The following is a 16,496-nucleotide window of genomic DNA, read 5'->3' on the forward strand; positions in this document are numbered from 1 at the left end:
AACCCTAGAATTGCTTCCAGGGTCAGGTCATTATTTTTCAGCATTTTCAGTTAAGCAGCTTCACTCGCCGCCAGCTTCCCTAAAAAGAGAAGGTTGTCCGAATCGTGCCAATAATAATGTCTTCGTTATCCTCATTTTGATTTGGGTTAATCAACCAAATTACACCAGGGGTAATGGAAATATTCTTGCTCAACTGATACTTATAAAGCCCTTCAATGTGCAAAGGCATATCATCCGTAAAGCCTCGGGGTGTACTGCCACCAATTTCTAGGTTTGTGGCGTAGGGCTCAGAACCAACGATGATTGCCCCCATATTGCCAGGCTTACCAAGGTCAGGCAATGCCAAAATACCAGCCCAAGTCCAGATATCCGCTTCACCTTCATCGAACTTGGCATCAGTATAGCCGACCCAACCGCGAAGACTGATTTTATCGGTAACATCCCATTGAACCTGGCCACCAAACGAATTCGTTTCCACATTGTTTACAGCCATGCCCATGCCGGAGTTATTCAGATTATTAGCCCAGCCAGTTCCCGTACCACCATAGGCAAAATCACTACTATCAGTAGCATAGCCGCGGACATAGTTCACCCCAAATTTAAACTTGTCACTGGGCTTGATTGCCAATTGCGCCATTGCGGAGTAGGTGCCGTTAAATAGTCCTTCTCCTTCGCTCGGATCACTGCCATTTGTTGCAAGATATCCCGCCGAAAGCTGGAAGACATCATTAAAGTCATGTTTAATCCCAATCCCGGTAGTGGAAGTACCAATCCCCAGACGATAAATTGGGTTGCGCTCACCGAAACGAGAGAGGGCACCATTTGAACCACCACCAGCTTCTAGACCTGTATTGAAGGTATCTGCATAGAAGTGGTGAGCACCGAGAATCGCCATCGCCGTGACAGTTGTGCTATCACCAACTGGAAAGGCATAGTGCAGTCGATCAATCGTGACATCATTGTCACGTTCACCATCATAGGAAAAACGTCCTTCTTGAGTTCTAGGGACAAATCCAGATCCCAAGGTATCGTATTGCCCTGTAAATGAAGGGCCAGAATTTCCGGCACTTAAACGTGTATAGAGCCGATCTTTGCCAGTAAAGCTGGTGACTAGCATTAAGCGAACTTTGTCTTGAAAAACGGTTTGGGCATCATCGACACCATCGCCAAAAGCATCAGAAACATTAAAAGAAACTTCCCCCACTAGCTTGGTCGTCGTTGAAAACTGATGATCTTCGAGGAATTCGACGCGGCCTTCGAGGTCATCAACGCGGGCACCGAGAGTTGCGAGTTCTGCTTCAAATTCATTCACGAGGCGACGTAGGGCAGCGAGATCTTCTGCCGTAACTTCAGAACTACCACTGGTAATCAGCCGCTCAATTTGCTGTAAGCACGCATTTAAACCAGCAGCAAATTCATAACGACTGAGGGGACGGTTGCCACGATAGGTACCATCGGGATAGCCAACAATACAGTTGTAGTTTTCGACTAAATTTCGCAGCGCATCAAAGGCCCAGTCAGAGGGAGAAACATCGCTGAGCTGGAAAATGCTATTGACTTGAGCGGTAGAACTGTTCGCACTGTACTGATTAATTTGTTCGAGCAATGCTTGATTATCTGCGGCGATCGCCTGGCCGGTCATCGTCACAAAAGCGGTTGCAGCTAAGGATACAGTTTTCAAAGAAGTCATAGTTTGGTGTTTGTCCTCACACCCGAAGCTTTGATTTTGGCAAGGTTAATCAAAGTTGAAGTCGGGGTTAAAAAATGAATGGCTTAGTTTTGCCATGACTTATGGTGGAAGTTTTGTAGTATTTCCTACGAAATTGTGGCGGTGATGCAAATTTAGCGGGTACTACATGGAAGTTCTGGATGTAACCCCCTTGGGGAAGGCTTGTATCCTAGAAAAAGAAAAATATTTTTTGAGGTTAGTGAAATTATGGTTTCTGTAGCCGCGCAATTTGTTCGACGTGTGGGAATGGTTTTTCTGTTGGCGATCGCCATGATAATTTTGATGACCCCAGAGGCGATCGCCGCCAGTAAACTGAACTATACCTATTCGGAACTGCCAAACCATGACTTTGCCCACGAAAATCTCCAGGCAGCGAGCTTTGCCCGGGCCGATGTGCGGGGGAGTGACTTTACTGGCAGTGACCTAAGCCGAGCCATCCTCACCGAAGGCAAATTTATGGAGGCCAATCTCACTGAAGCCAACCTTTCCGAAGCCTTTATGGATCAAGTCAACATGGAAGGTGCGAACCTCACCAACGCCCTTTTTGTCGATGCCGTTGCACCGGGGACAAATTTTGCCGAAGCGATTATCGACGGGGCTGATTTTTCTGGTGCGCTCCTCGACCGCTATCAACTGTCCGAGCTCTGCAAACGAGCCAGCGGCACCAATACCATTACCGGCACCGACACCCGCTACAGTCTCAACTGTAAAAATTAGTCCCCCTGGGAATTAGCAAAATATCCAGGAGATCTTTGGTCGCGATTTTTCAAAAAATCGGGATGATAGGATTTGAACCTACGACCCCCTCGTCCCGAACGAGGTGCGCTACCAAGCTGCGCTACATCCCGAAAAACAGAACCTATACTAACACAGGTAAACCTTGCTACGATAAAAACTTGTCCGTTAAGTCCAAAATTCTCAAAAGATAAGGAGCGATCGCCGTGGCGGTAAAACCAGATTGGCTCAGAGTAAAGGCCCCCCAATGGCAACGGGTTGGCAGCGTCAAAGAAATTTTACGGGACCTCAGCCTCAACACCGTCTGCGAAGAAGCCTCCTGTCCCAACATTGGCGAATGTTTCAATGCAGGCACCGCCACCTTTTTGATTATGGGGCCAGCCTGTACCCGTGCTTGCCCCTACTGCGACATTGACTTTGACAAAGTGCCCCGGGGTTTAGATCCCACAGAACCCGACAATCTCGCCGAAGCCGTCCGCCGTCTGAATCTCAATCATGTCGTAATCACTTCCGTCAACCGTGATGATCTCCCCGATGGTGGCGCAAGCCAATTCGTGAAATGTATCGAACGCACCCGCGAACTGTCACCCAAAACCACCATTGAAGTCTTGATTCCTGACCTCTGCGGTAATTGGGACGCCCTCAAAACGATCCTTGATGCGGCCCCCGAAGTGTTGAACCACAACACCGAGACCGTCCCCCGTCTTTATAAAAAAACGCGTCCCCAGGGTGATTACCAACGTTCCCTGGAGTTACTCCAGCGCACCCGCGAGCTAACCCCCTGGGTTTACACCAAATCGGGGATTATGGTTGGCCTTGGGGAAACCGATGCCGAAGTGCGTGAAGTCATGCGTGATCTGCGAGCCGTAGACTGTGACATTCTCACCATTGGTCAATACCTCCAGCCCACCCAAAAACATTTAGGGGTGCAAGATTTTATTACCCCAGCACAATTTGACGCTTGGCGGGAATATGGTGAATCCCTCGGCTTTTTGCAAGTAGTATCTAGCCCCCTCACCCGCAGTTCCTACCATGCCGAACAGGTGCGGCGCTTAATGGAAACCCACCCCAGAGATAAAAATCTCTATGTAGTGTCTAAATAAATTTTTGTTAATTAAGAACAGAAGTCTGAGGAAAAAGATATAGTCCTAAAAGAACACTTTCTTTGCTGCTATGGTTCGCTCAATTAGTCAGATTCTACTAATCAGTTCTTTAATTGGAATTTCGTTAAGTTCTTGTAATCGCTCAACGAAGACTGTTTACGTAGACTCGCCCACCGACACTACTAGTGATTTACTCAATACAGACAGTACCCCTATTGTCGAAATTCCCAGGGGTCAATCTTATCAATCAAATGATGTGATGATCACAATTCGAGACTTTAAAAGTCTGGGGAAAAAGATGATGGATTTTGGTGAGGAGAAAGAAGCGATTAACGAGTGGGTAGGAATCTTTATTGAGGTAAAAAATTTAAAATCACAACCTGTCAGAGCCAGTGATTTATATCAATCATTTTTTCTGCAAGACTTATCTGGCAATGAATACAATGAGGATCCCTTTCTTGGTTTTGAATGTAAGGATGTAGATATAGATGCAATTATTCAACCTCAGGAGAACTTTACTTATTGCTCTACCTTTGACGCCCCAAACACACCCCAAAATTTATACTTTTCAACCTATAACTCTGATTATTCTAAAGAGTTGAAATTGTTGATGAATTAGCCAATCACTATGCAAGATCCTTCAATTTATTTGGATTACCATGCGACGACCCCTGTTGATCCACTGGTATTGGAAGCAATGTTGCCTTACTTTACGGAGCAATTTGGTAATCCTGCGAGTGCTGGTCATGTCTACGGCTGGGAAGCTGCGGCAGCAGTGGAACAATCCAGAGAAATAATCGCCAGCAGCATTGGGGCAGAGCCAGAGGAAATTGTGTTTACTAGCGGGGCGACGGAGGCAAATAATCTAGCGATTAAAGGATTAGCTGAGGCTTATTTTGACAAGGGCAGGCATATTGTTACGGTGCAAACAGAACATCGAGCGGTGCTTGACCCCTGTGCCTATTTAGAAACTCTGGGGTTTGAGGTGACTCATCTGCCCGTGCAAGCCAATGGTTTATTGGATTTATCCTTGTTGGAAAAAGCACTCCGTAAAGATACGGTGCTGGTCTCGGTAATGGCGGCCAATAACGAGATTGGCGTACTCCAACCTGTCACAGAAATTGGTGCCCTCTGTCATGACCAAGGCATTTTATTTCACTGTGACGCGGCCCAGGCGATCGCCAAAATCCCCCTAAATGTCCAAACCCAAAACATTGACCTGCTGTCCCTGACAGCCCATAAAATCTATGGCCCCAAGGGAATCGGTGCGTTGTATGTGCGCCGAAAAAACCCCCGGGTCAACCTCGCGCCCCAACTCCATGGCGGTGGCCAAGAACGGGGCCGACGATCGGGCACCCTCTACACACCGCAGATTGTTGGCTTTGGTAAGGCCATCGCAATCGGTCTGGCCCAGATGGACGAAGAAAATACCAGGCTTAAACTATTACGCGATCGCCTTTGGCAACAACTCCAACCCCTAGAAGGCATTTATCTCAACGGTGACCTCGACCAACGCCTCCCCCATAATCTCAATGTCAGCATCGAAAATATTGACGGCACCGCCCTCCTTTTGGCACTGCGCAATACCGTCGCCCTTTCCGCTGGTTCCGCCTGTAGTTCCGGTAAACCCTCCCATGTCCTCACGGCCCTGGGGCGATCGCCAGCCCTTTGTCGCGCCTCCCTGCGCTTTGGTTTAGGCCGTTTCACCACCGCTACCGATATCGATCACGTCGCCCACACCCTACAGCACACCCTCCACAGCCTCCGAAAAATGCCCACCAAGACCCCATGAAAGTGATCCAAAGTGAACACTTGGCTTTAGAATGGGATCTGAGGCGATTGCAAATATGCCGCTAAACCTTCCTGTATTTAGCCGTAACCGTCTTCTCCCTTTACACAGCGTGTGAAGAAAGAATTTGCTCCGGTCTTTGTTTGTTGTTGCGGTAATCCTAACCTTTTCCTCAACGACACAAGATCCGGCGATCGCCTACCATTTCATCTCACCCAGCCATACATAGACTCATGTCTGCGGTGAAGTCTGCACGAAACAAGAAATATCCAGCCTAGTTTCAAAGCATTTATTTCAGACAACAGAACTTGCATAGAACAGTTTTTTCAGCATTAAGCGAAAAAAATCGAGGAATTTGAATGCCTAAGCAAATTATTATTGCAGAGCAGCATCAGATTGCTGCCGTTTTTTGGGAAGACCAAATCCAAGAAATTGTCGTATCCACCGGTGCCCAACAGGTCGGTGACATCTATCTCGGTATCGTCGAAAACGTCATTCCCGGTATTGACGCGGCCTTTGTTAACATCGGTGACACCGAAAAAAACGGTTTCATCCACGTCAGCGATCTCGGCCCCATTCGACTCAGGAAAAATTCCAGCTCAATCACCGAACTCCTCGAACCCCAACAAAAAGCCCTGGTTCAGGTGATGAAAGAACCCACGGGAAACAAAGGGCCACGGCTCACAGGCAATATTACCCTTCCCGGTCGCTACGTCGTCCTGATGCCCTACAGCAAAGGAGTTAACCTTTCCCGCCGCATTAGTAGTGATAGCGAACGTAACCGTCTGCGGGCCCTCGCCGTGCTGATGAAACCCCCCGGCATGGGACTTTTGGTGCGGACTGAGGCCGAAGGTACCGACGAAGAAGCGATCATCGAAGATTTAGAACTGCTCCAAAAACAGTGGGAAGCGATCCAGCAGCAGGCAAACTACGGCCGTCCTCCGACCCTGATCAACCGCGATGACGACTTTATTCAGCGGGTGCTGCGGGACATGTACAGCGATGAAGTGAACCGCATCGTGGTGGATTCTGCCAGCGGCATGAAACGGGTGAAAAGCCAGCTCATGAACTGGGAAGGGGGGAAAGCGCCCGACGGTTTGTTAATTGATCATCACCGCGAAAAGCAATCGATTCTGGACTATTTCCGGGTGAATGCGGCCATTCGTGAAGCCCTCAAGCCCAGGGTTGAGTTGCCTTCTGGGGGCTACATCATCATTGAACCCACCGAAGCTTTAACTGTTATTGATGTAAACTCTGGTTCTTTTACTAAATCCGCCACCGCACGGGAAACGGTGCTCTGGACGAACTATGAGGCGGCCACAGAAATTGCGCGGCAACTGCGGTTACGCAACATTGGTGGGGTAATCGTGGTGGATTTCATCGACATGGATTCTCGCCATGATCAGTTGAAGTTGCTGGAGCATTTTACAAGTATTCTCAAGGCGGATAAGGCCCGGCCCCAGATCGCCCAGTTGTCTGAACTCGGTTTGGTAGAACTGACTCGCAAACGACAGGGTCAAAATATTTATGAACTGTTCGGTAAGCCCTGCGCCCACTGTAATGGCCTGGGTCACTTGGTACATTTACCCGGTGAAGAGGAACCTGTACCACTCCAGCTCAATATTCTGTCTTCTCTCTCGCTCCAGGGCGGGGCGCGGACACCGGGAGAAAGTCGGCCTGTACTGTCTGGGGGACGGCGCGGCACCACCAGCCACGGACGACGGATTACATCACGGGTTGCTCGGAGCAAGCTGATTAATGCAGGGAATACGCCTGCGGCAGAGCCGTTAAATCTGGTGCATCATCCCGATTATCAGGAACAAAGCAGTAATAATAATAATCGTCGTCGTCGCCGGCGATCGCCGGAGGTTTCGAGTAAGCCAGTGCTCCGGGACGAAAAAGAGACCCAAGATAATGGTGGCGATCGCCCCTCTGCTGAGACTCCGACAAAAGAAAAAAAAGAAACAAAAACGTCTTCGTCCCAAGACAACAGCAATACGTCTTCCCGCTATGACCGTCGCGAACGGAGTCGTTACCGCCGTGACGAGCCCAAAGAAACCGTCCAGGTGGAAATGACGGAGCAGGAAAAAAATGTCTATGCCCTGATTGGGGTATCACCCCTGGTGCGTTTAGACGCTGCTGGGAAAAAAGACCCCCGCTCAACGATTATCGAAATTGTGCGACCGGGAACCGCCAAAGAAACCGATGCCACTTCGGAAAAAGTAACACCAGTCGAAAATTTAGAGCCGCAACAACTCCAGATTGAGACCCCTGAAACTGGAGAGGTCGCCCCCGAAGCAGACGACACAGCTCCCCAAACTGCTCAACCCGTAGAAACAAAAGTTTTACCCCAGGCGGAACCGGAAGCAACAGAAAAAGACGCTGAAGAAAAGACCAATGGCCGTCGCCGTCGCCGTCGCCGTTCTTCCGCCAGTAGTTAAAACCCAATTACCGTTAACCTAAGGCAGTGGCAACACTGCTTTTTTCTTTTGGGGGTGTTGTCGCGCCCTCACTCTGACCCAAAAATTCCCCCTTAAAAAGCTATGGCACCGAAACAAACGACCGACGCAATCCTAACGGCTCTACAACATTTAATTGAGGTTGTCGCCCAATTGCGATCGCCCGCTGGTGGTTGTCCCTGGGATTTAGAACAGACGCCCCAAACTTTGATTCCCTACGTGATCGAAGAAGCCTATGAAGTTGTCCATGCCCTCCGCCAGGATGACCAACAGGCGATCGCCGAAGAATTAGGGGATCTCTTACTGCAAGTCGTTTTACAAGCCCAAATTGCCCAGGAATACGGCCACTTCAGCCTCCAGGAAGTCGCCGAGGGCATTAGCGAAAAATTGATTCGCCGTCACCCCCATGTGTTCGGTGAAACCAGTGCCAGCACCGTCGCTGAAGTCCGTCAAAATTGGGAAGCCATTAAGGCCGAGGAAAAAGGCGAATCCCCGCAAACTGTGCCCCAGCTCAGCCGTAAATTAGACCGCTATAACAGCACCCTCCCCCCATTGATGGCGAGCCTAAAAATGTCCGAAAAAGCTGCCGCCGCCGGATTTGAATGGGAAAATATTGGAGAAGTGTGGGCAAAATTTGAGGAAGAACTCCAGGAATTTCGCGAGGCACTCCAAACTGAGGACAAGGCCCATCAACAGGCTGAACTCGGCGATCTACTATTCACCATTGTCAATTTAGCCCGGTGGTATGATCTTGATCCTAGTGGGGCGCTCCACGGCACCAACGACCGTATGGTGCAACGCATTTCTTTGATGGAAAAGTTTGCAGATAAGTCCCTGACAGATTACTCCCTCGCAGAGCTTGAAACCTTATGGCAAAAAGCTAAAACTGTTCTCAGTGAGAAGAATTTATTCCAAAATTAGGTATTATCTAATATATTCAGCATTTTTACGCAAATAAAGCTTGTTTATTTAACAACAACTCTTCAGTACTTCTTTCTGCTAAGAAGTGCGTTCAAGACATGGAAATTACCCCTTTAAAACAAAAAACCAAAGTTTTCTGGAAGAAAATCCTCTATTTTTTGTTTCCCAAAAAAATCCCAGATAATATTCTTCGTGCTTATCGTCGAGATCTTAGAGAGATTAGATCAAAAGCCTGGCATCTTTATCGTATAGATTTAGATAAATTTAGTAATGAAGAGTTCATTCAGTATACTCAGATAAAATTGTCAGTTGACCGTAATCTCGGCAAATACCAAGGCCTTGCAAAAATCATTGAACTCTTAGAAGTCTGTTTTGATGCTACAGAGAGTTATCTTTTGATTTCCGATACTGAAGTTCGTTTTCGCAGTCCCATGCAAAAAACAATCTATCGGTTTATTACAGAGACGCTAAATAAAGAAAATAACGAAAAAGCCTTAAAAGTAATTGATAGCAAAATTCGACCTCTCACAGGCAAAATCAAGACTGATCATGGCCGTCTTGTTTTAACAGACTATCTAGATGCAATTGATACTGTTGCTCAGTATCCTCTTGGTTTTGATCTTTTGAGAACATTCCGGACAATCCACGATACCACCGAATTATATGGCATTCTGCGCACAATTTATGATTTAGCGAGAACATTCAAAAAATCTGAAGTTCAATCTATTCAACAAATTGAGTTTGCTGTCCAAGAAAACATAGAGGTTTTCACGAAACTCAATGGTCTTTTGAACGTTCCAAAAGAGCATCGAAATATTTCTTCTTATGCTCGCATATTGCAATATATTGGCTTAAAAAATAGATACCAAAAAGAAGCAAAAGAGTTTGAAGATCTACTCAAGTATCTAAAAGATTGGCAAAGAATTTACAAAAAAATTAAATTTACTCAGGATAAATTCAGTCCCTATGAGTACAAGCTTCCTTCCGACTTTAAAGAACCTATACCGGCTTCTGAGATTTACAAAAAATATAAAAAGCATTTGTGATTGAGTTTGTTTAATTTTTAGTTCAAATCGTTTAGACATAAAAGCCACAATTCTCATTTCGCTAAGACCTATAGGATTTTTTTCCTGAAGGTGAGTAATCATGCATCATGAAAACTTTCATGGTGTTTATTGAGTGTTAAGCTATCAATCTATTTTTGTTTTTCTATAAGGTGTCGCTTCTCGGTTCAATGAATTCCGAAGGTTTGTTCAAGTAATTCTAGAGAAGTTTGACTAATATAGTTTTTACAGAGAATAACTTTAGGTTGATGGATCAATATAGAATGAAGTTTATCTAATTGCTTTTTAATAATTTCATAGCTAAGACTGTCACATAAAATGGTCTCGCTACGGTGAATTAAGTAGCGTAACCGTGGCAAATCATCAGGGGTGCTTATAGTCAGGTGAATATCGCTACCTCTAAGGCTTTGGATAATTGTAGAGGCTGCATGAAGTACCCCAGGACTGAAGCTCACCAAACCAAGATGATGGTTCGGAAGCAAAGCTTTGATTTGGGCAAGTTCGGGGCCGTAATCATGGAGAGTGACAGGCATGATCTGGAAATTTTGGGGCGAAACAACTGCCGTCACGGCCTGGACAAAATAGGTAGTTGTGACGATGGTAGCAGCAGTTACTTGGGTTAAAGTTTCCGCTAAGGTTTCGAGGGGTACTAAACGGATAGGAATGGCGATCACCTGTTCGATTTCTTGGAGCATCCATTGACCAGCACCTAATTCCCGTTGGGGAACCGTAATAATCACCTGGGCGGCACATTCTACGCGCCAATCAATGGCCCGACTAAACAGATGACGAATTTGAGGCAGACTATAGCCCTGTTCCAGTAATTGGTTAATGGCTTGGTCGAAGATGATTTGTGGTTGAGAAGATTGGTGGTTTGGCTGAGAACAGGGGGCCGGTAACTGGAGATTATCTTGGACATAAATCCCTGAACCGGGAACTGATTTGACCAGACCGAGTAATTCTAGTTTGTGATAGATTTTGCTGATGGTATTGCGATGGAGTCCGGTAATCATTTCCAATTGCCGCAAGCTCGGCAGCCGTTGATCGTGCCTAAACTGATGGGAGGCGATCGCAAATTGCAATTGATCCAGGAGCTGTTGGGACGCAGGGATTTCGCTATCGGGCTGAATGTGGAAAGAAAACATGGGGGAATTCACACGTAAAGGATCTCCTCCATCAAATCGAAAAAATGCCTGGGCGATCGCCTAGATAGCTGAATATTGGCACAAAAAAATTCCCCAACAGTTGAGGAATAAAATAACCAATTTATCTGGCCGAGCAAAATACCAAGGCCCTATCTAAAATTAGACATTTAAGAAAGGATGGGGTTCGCTGACATTTTCAACCCACTTGCGGGGTGGAGCCGCCCGACGAATATTGCGCCAAATCTGCGTTGCGGCCAAGGTGCCATCCGCCACCGCCACGGAGACTTGATTGAGGCCTTTCTTGAGATCCCCCAGGGCAAAAATTCGCTCATGGGTCGTTTGACACATATTGTTGGTCACGAGGTTTTCACCGTCCCACTCCAAACCGTCGATCCCTTTCAAATAGTCGTTGTAGTAGGTCGAACCCATATTCACCAAGCCCGTGGTGGCTTCGACGATGGTGCCATCTTCGAGTTCAACACCGCTCATCTTGTGATTTTCGCCGTGGAATTTCACAATTTTTTGTTCGTAGAGGGGATAGCCGTGTTCAGCAAGCTTTTCTTTCATTTCATCGCTCACTTCCACGAGGCCATGGGTCAGCACGGAGATGTAGGGGGTGAACCAATTTAAGACAAAAGCCGCGTTGATCTGTCCTTCGGTGCCCGCAATGACGACCGCCTTTTGATCCCACATATCGAAGCCATCGCAGATCATGCAGACATGGAGCGTATAGCCAGCATAATCATAGACATTTTGCATATCATCGGTTTCAGGAAGATTGTCGATGATGCCAGAGGCGGCGATTACATATTTACTGCGGAAAACAGGGTAGCTACTATTTTTTCTGCCAACTTTGACTTTGACGGCGAAGGTTTCACCTTCATCAGTAACTTCTTCGACATAACCCCGCAGGTGATCCGCACCCCAATCAATGGCCTGCTTGGTGCTCTGGAGGATAATATCTCGCCCAGGAGTTTCTGGGTCTAAGCCAACATAGTTGCGGAGATCTTGCATCCAGAAGGAGCGGCCCCTGCCTTTTTCGACGATGAGGCACTTCAGGCCATAGCGGGCGAGGTAAATTGCAGCGGATAAACCACCCATGCCGCCCCCCACAATAATGGCATCATAGACGGTATCTAAACGGGTTTCGAGGTTTTTACTAGAAAGCTTCATGGCAGGGTCCCCCAATGGTTTGGCGGTGGTACGAGAAATCAAAAAGGCAAAGAAGGCGATCGCCGCCCCCCTTGCCTTAGTCTAAAAAAATTATTTGGTGAGCGTCAGTACAAGAACTTAACCAACAAATTCTTTGCGGGGTTCAGAGACACCAGGAGCAGATTCGCCCTTGATGTAAGCCAGCATGGTATCTGCATCAGATACTTCAAAAGGATCAGTGGGGCAGTTATCAGAGAAGTCAGGCTCTACAAACATCTTCTTGATTTCGCCATCTTCGACGAGCATGGAGTAGCGCCAAGAACGCATCCCAAAACCGAGGTTAGACTTCTCAACGAGCATCCCCATTTTGCGGGTAAATTCACCGTTACCATCGGGAAGGAGGAAGACTTTGTCAGCACCGATTTCCTTACCCCACTTGAACATTACGAAAGCATCGTTTACGGACAGACAGATGATTTCATCAACGCCCTGGGCTTGGAATTCGCTGTAAAGCTCTTCGTAACGGGGTAAGTGGTTGGAGGAACAGGTGGGCGTGAAAGCACCAGGCAGGGAGAAAAGAACAACTTTCTTGCCACCGAAGATGTCAGCGGTGGTTTTGTCTTCCCAACGGTAGGGGTTGGGGCCTTCTACGGATTCATCGCGGACGCGGGTTTTGAAGACAACGTCAGGTACTCTAGCCATGTGGACCTCTTGGATAGTGTGATAACAGAAAATTTTAGGAAAGGTCTCAACCTTTCTTAATAAGCCAGAATAATTCTTATTTAGGAATAAGTCAAGATTCTTTTAGGGGTAAAAGGGAAAGGCAAAGGGAATCAGAACACAGGACACGGCCCAAAACAGGAGATTTAACGGAATCCCCACCCGAAAATAATCGGTGAATTTATAGCCCCCTGGCCCGTAGACCATCAAATTAGTTTGGTAGCCGATGGGAGTCGAAAAACTCGCCGAAGCGCCGATCATGATCGCAATCACAAAAGGCATCACATCCACACCGAGGGTATTGGCTAAAGATACTGAAATGGGGAACATTAACGCTGCTGCGGCATTGTTGGTAATTAATTCTGTGAGGAGGGTCGTAATGCCGTAGACGACGACCAGGGTGGGCCAGGGATTGTCTCCGGCCAGTTGCAGGAGATTGGCGGCGATCGCCCCAGCAGCCCCGGTCGTTTCTAAGGCTTTCCCCAGACCAAAGGCGGCCCCAATCACGAGCAACACAGACCATTCAATACTTTTGAGGGAACGACTGGGGGAACAGCAACCGAAAACAATCATGGCGATCGCCGCTAGGGTTGCCGCCTTTAACATCGAGAGCCAACCGAACACCACACAAACCACCATCACGAGCAGGATTCCCAGGGCCAGGGGAGCACGGTCATGGCGCATCGGCTCCGAATCAGGAATTTCACTGACTAAGTAGAAGTCCCGGGAACCCCGTTGCTGCTCCAAAAAAGTGGGGTGGGTTTCGAGTAATAAGGTATCCCCTGCCAACAGGCGCATTTCCCCGATTTTTCCCTTGAGGCGCTCCCCATTCCGGGCCACGGCTAAAACGACGGCATTATAGCGACTGCGAAACTTTCCTTCCCGGATCGTTTGCCGGATTAGCGGACAGGTATTGGAAACAACCGCCTCAATTAGGCAACGTTCAGAGCGGGGAGTATCTAATTTAAAAACTTGATCCGTGGCTGGCTGTAACCCCCGGAGTCGATTGAGGTCGAGGATCGAATCCACTGCCCCGACAAAAACTAACTGATCCTTTTCCTGCAAAACTTCGCGCGGGCTGACCGCTGGCAACACTAAGGAATCCCGCACCACTTCAATCAGGTACAGGTTTGGCAAATTTCGTAGCCCAGCTTCTTCAATACTTTTGCCAATGAGGGGACTGTTTTCGTGGACAACCATTTCCACGGTGTATTGCCGCAGATCGTCTTGGTCACTAATGGCCGGTTTGCGCTCTGGTAGTAGCCAACTGTGACTCAGCATTAGAAAGGTCACACCGGCGATCGCACAGGGTAATCCCACCAAGGCAATATCAAAGAGGCCAAGACCGGCATGGTCTGTTTCGGCAATCAAGAGGCCATTGACCACCAGGTTTGTACTGGTACCAATTAACGTACAGACGCCCCCAAAGGAAGCGGAATAACTCAGGGGCAACATCAATTTTGAGGGGCTAATGCGCAGCTTGCGGCACCACTCGTTCACTACCGGGATAAACATCGCCACTACGGGAGTGTTGTTTAGAAAAGCACTCAGGCCCATCACCGGCACCATCAACCGCATCAAGGCCGCAGACTCCCCTTTCGGCAGTCCTAAAACCCGCTGGGAAATCCAACTGAGGGAGCCGGTTTGTTGCAAGCCAGTCACCACGAGATAAAGCACCGCAATGGTCGCCAAACCTTCGTTACTAAACCCGGCGAGGGTAGTACTCGTATCAAGCACCCCCGTCAGCAGCAAGGCCCCCAAGGCACCAAGGAAAATCACCTCGGCAGGGAGAGGCGTCAGGGCATTTAAAAGAAAGGCCACCAGGGTCAGACCGAGGGTCAACCAACCTTGCCAACCCAAACCGAAGAAAGCCGCCTCCCCCAAAGAAGGCAACTGCGCAAACATTGCCATCGAAAATCCTCCAGCACATAGAACGCCTAGCATGGGCGCCGTTGAAAAGAATTTAGTCGTTTTTATGACATTAAAGGGCAGAATCGCGTTCCAAGTTCGGGGCGATCGCCAGGACTGAAAAAAAGATTTAGAAATCTGAAACAAAGGCATAGAGAAGGGTTGACAGCTTAGAACGGATTGCCATGCACCCTTGGCAGGGTCAATTTTTTTCAACTCTCATCATGGCACAGCAGAGAATGATTCAAGATTGAATTTGAAATGAATTGCAATTCAAACAGGACTAGATTATGATTGGCTATCAATTCAAAAGAAATTGAATCAAAAATGAGAAAGTCTAATTTGTCCCTAAAAACTTTGGCGATCGCCACCCTATTAAGTAGTAGTCTTTTCGCTTGCGGTAACCCCAACCAAAACCAGAGCACTACCCCCGAGTCTGAAACCACAACGGCTCAGACTCAATCCCAAGAGCCAGTTACCATAACCCTGGTTACCTATGCCGTTACCCGGAGCGCCTACGAAAAAATCATCCCGCTCTTCGTTGAGCAGTGGAAAACAGAAACCGGACAAACCGTAACCATTGAGCAAAGCTATGGCGGATCTGGTTCCCAAACCCGTGCCGTCATCGATGGCTTGGAAGCAGATATTGTCGCCCTCGCCCTGGGGTCTGATATCAACCAAATTGAAGAGGCTGGTCTAATTGACCCCGGCTGGGAAGCAGAAGCCCCCCGGGACAGTGTGATTACTTCCTCTGTGATTGCGATCGTGCCCCGTGACCCCAATTTGAAAATTACACAGTGGACAGATCTTGCTAAAAACGACTTAGAAATTATTACGGCAAACCCGAAAACATCCGGTGGCGCTCGGTGGAACTTTCTGGGTCTCTGGGGAGCAATTACCCAGAACGGTGGCACAGAAGCCGAAGCGCGGGAATTTGTCAGCAAAATCTATAAAAATGCGCCAATTTTGCCAAAAAATGCGCGCGAATCCACCGATGTCTTCTACCAACAGGGACAGGGAGATATTCTGCTGAACTACGAGAATGAAGTGTATCTCGCCAACCTACAAGGGGAAGAGCAACCCTACACTGTCCTGACGGATTTTAATATCGCGATCGATAGTCCCGTTGCCGTTGTGGATAAGACCGTCGATAAACGCAATACACGGGAAGTTTCCGAAGCCTTTGTGGAATTTCTTTTTACACCTGAAGCCCAAGGGATTTTTGCAGAAGTTGGTTTCCGACCGACAGATCCTGATGTTGCGGCTCAAGTCGCGGATCAATACCCAGAGATTGAAAACCTAGCGACCATTGAAGACTTTGGTGGCTGGCGCGAAGCACAACCTAAATTCTTTGGTGATGGTGGCATCTTTGATCAAATTTTTCAACAGTAAAGAATTAGAAATCAAGCTAAATTCTTGAATAGGAGAGGTACAGCAATTATGTCTCATGAATCAGCAGAAAAAAATCTAGGCGATCGCCACACCCAAGTTAATATTCTGGTACAAATCCCGAAGCAGTATCAACAGGATCCAATCATCACCCAGTTAGCTGTTAAATATAATGTTCAAGTCAATATTTTGGCAGCAACTTTAGGCCGAGATAATACCGTTAGTGGTTGGTTTGATTTACAGATTTCTGGTCTTAATCAGGCAGTAAAAGACGCACTCTTCTACCTAGAGGATCATAATGTTGGGGTTTACCATAAAGAGTCTCCGAAAACTGACGGGTGGTGAAATAAATATCTTTAATTTTTCAGTAATCTACCAGTCA

The 16,496-nt window shown here is 47.6% G+C and carries 14 protein-coding genes and 1 tRNA gene; 9 read left to right on the top strand and 6 right to left on the bottom strand.

The window, feature by feature from the left end:
- Nucleotides 1-79 precede the first annotated feature (79 nt).
- On the bottom strand, nt 80-1,690 hold the full coding sequence (locus tag AWQ23_RS04065; RefSeq protein WP_062432824.1) for an iron uptake porin: 1,611 nt from the start codon (nt 1,688-1,690) through the stop codon (nt 80-82).
- Between the two features lie 246 nt (nt 1,691-1,936).
- On the opposite strand from AWQ23_RS04065, the gene AWQ23_RS04070 reads away from it, so the two are divergent.
- A complete protein-coding gene (locus AWQ23_RS04070) occupies nt 1,937-2,446 on the top strand; it encodes a pentapeptide repeat-containing protein (protein ID WP_062432827.1) in 510 nt (169 codons plus the stop codon).
- A 57-nt stretch (nt 2,447-2,503) separates the two neighbouring features.
- On the opposite strand, the gene AWQ23_RS04075 is transcribed toward AWQ23_RS04070, so the two are convergent.
- Nucleotides 2,504-2,577 (bottom strand) — tRNA-Pro (locus AWQ23_RS04075).
- A gap of 93 nt (nt 2,578-2,670) precedes the next feature.
- Between AWQ23_RS04075 and lipA the strand changes: the two genes are divergently transcribed.
- The 6 genes from lipA to AWQ23_RS04105 all read left to right on the top strand — a co-directional run bounded on the left by lipA (nt 2,671) and on the right by AWQ23_RS04105 (nt 9,782).
- Entirely contained in the window at nt 2,671-3,567 is an 897-nt protein-coding gene (gene lipA, locus AWQ23_RS04080; RefSeq protein WP_062432831.1) for a lipoyl synthase, read from the top strand.
- 298 nt (nt 3,568-3,865) lie between these two features.
- Nucleotides 3,866-4,186 carry a hypothetical protein gene (locus AWQ23_RS04085; RefSeq protein ID WP_157072191.1) on the top strand — a complete coding sequence of 107 codons (321 nt, stop codon included), beginning with the start codon at nt 3,866-3,868 and terminating at the stop codon, nt 4,184-4,186.
- 9 nt (nt 4,187-4,195) lie between these two features.
- A complete protein-coding gene (locus AWQ23_RS04090; RefSeq protein ID WP_062432838.1) occupies nt 4,196-5,359 on the top strand; it encodes a cysteine desulfurase family protein in 1,164 nt (387 codons plus the stop codon).
- 356 nt (nt 5,360-5,715) lie between these two features.
- Nucleotides 5,716-7,797 carry an Rne/Rng family ribonuclease gene (locus tag AWQ23_RS04095; RefSeq protein WP_062432840.1) on the top strand — a complete coding sequence of 694 codons (2,082 nt, stop codon included), beginning with the start codon at nt 5,716-5,718 and terminating at the stop codon, nt 7,795-7,797.
- 102 nt (nt 7,798-7,899) lie between these two features.
- The gene (gene mazG, locus AWQ23_RS04100; protein ID WP_062432843.1) at nt 7,900-8,736 is read left to right on the top strand and encodes a nucleoside triphosphate pyrophosphohydrolase; all 837 of its coding nucleotides are present in this window, start codon (nt 7,900-7,902) and stop codon (nt 8,734-8,736) included.
- Between the two features lie 98 nt (nt 8,737-8,834).
- The gene (locus AWQ23_RS04105; protein WP_062432845.1) at nt 8,835-9,782 is read left to right on the top strand and encodes a hypothetical protein; all 948 of its coding nucleotides are present in this window, start codon (nt 8,835-8,837) and stop codon (nt 9,780-9,782) included.
- A 185-nt stretch (nt 9,783-9,967) separates the two neighbouring features.
- On the opposite strand, the gene AWQ23_RS04110 is transcribed toward AWQ23_RS04105, so the two are convergent.
- The 4 genes from AWQ23_RS04110 to AWQ23_RS04125 form a co-directional block, all read right to left on the bottom strand.
- On the bottom strand, nt 9,968-10,945 hold the full coding sequence (locus AWQ23_RS04110) for a GntR family transcriptional regulator (protein WP_062432848.1): 978 nt from the start codon (nt 10,943-10,945) through the stop codon (nt 9,968-9,970).
- Nucleotides 10,946-11,104: 159 nt separating this feature from the next.
- A complete protein-coding gene (locus AWQ23_RS04115; RefSeq protein WP_062432850.1) occupies nt 11,105-12,118 on the bottom strand; it encodes an NAD(P)/FAD-dependent oxidoreductase in 1,014 nt (337 codons plus the stop codon).
- Nucleotides 12,119-12,235: 117 nt separating this feature from the next.
- Nucleotides 12,236-12,799 (bottom strand): peroxiredoxin, encoded by a 564-nt coding sequence (locus AWQ23_RS04120; protein WP_012306421.1) that lies wholly within the window; start codon nt 12,797-12,799, stop codon nt 12,236-12,238.
- A 102-nt stretch (nt 12,800-12,901) separates the two neighbouring features.
- Nucleotides 12,902-14,728 carry an SLC13 family permease gene (locus AWQ23_RS04125; protein WP_012306422.1) on the bottom strand — a complete coding sequence of 609 codons (1,827 nt, stop codon included), beginning with the start codon at nt 14,726-14,728 and terminating at the stop codon, nt 12,902-12,904.
- A 324-nt stretch (nt 14,729-15,052) separates the two neighbouring features.
- On the opposite strand from AWQ23_RS04125, the gene AWQ23_RS04130 reads away from it, so the two are divergent.
- Nucleotides 15,053-16,117, top strand: a complete 1,065-nt coding sequence (locus AWQ23_RS04130) for a sulfate ABC transporter substrate-binding protein (RefSeq protein ID WP_062432853.1) — start codon at nt 15,053-15,055, stop codon at nt 16,115-16,117.
- A 48-nt stretch (nt 16,118-16,165) separates the two neighbouring features.
- A complete protein-coding gene (locus AWQ23_RS04135; RefSeq protein WP_062432855.1) occupies nt 16,166-16,459 on the top strand; it encodes an NIL domain-containing protein in 294 nt (97 codons plus the stop codon).
- Nucleotides 16,460-16,496 lie beyond the last annotated feature (37 nt).

Source organism: Picosynechococcus sp. PCC 73109 (assembly GCF_001521855.1).
GTDB lineage: Bacteria > Cyanobacteriota > Cyanobacteriia > Cyanobacteriales > MRBY01 > MRBY01.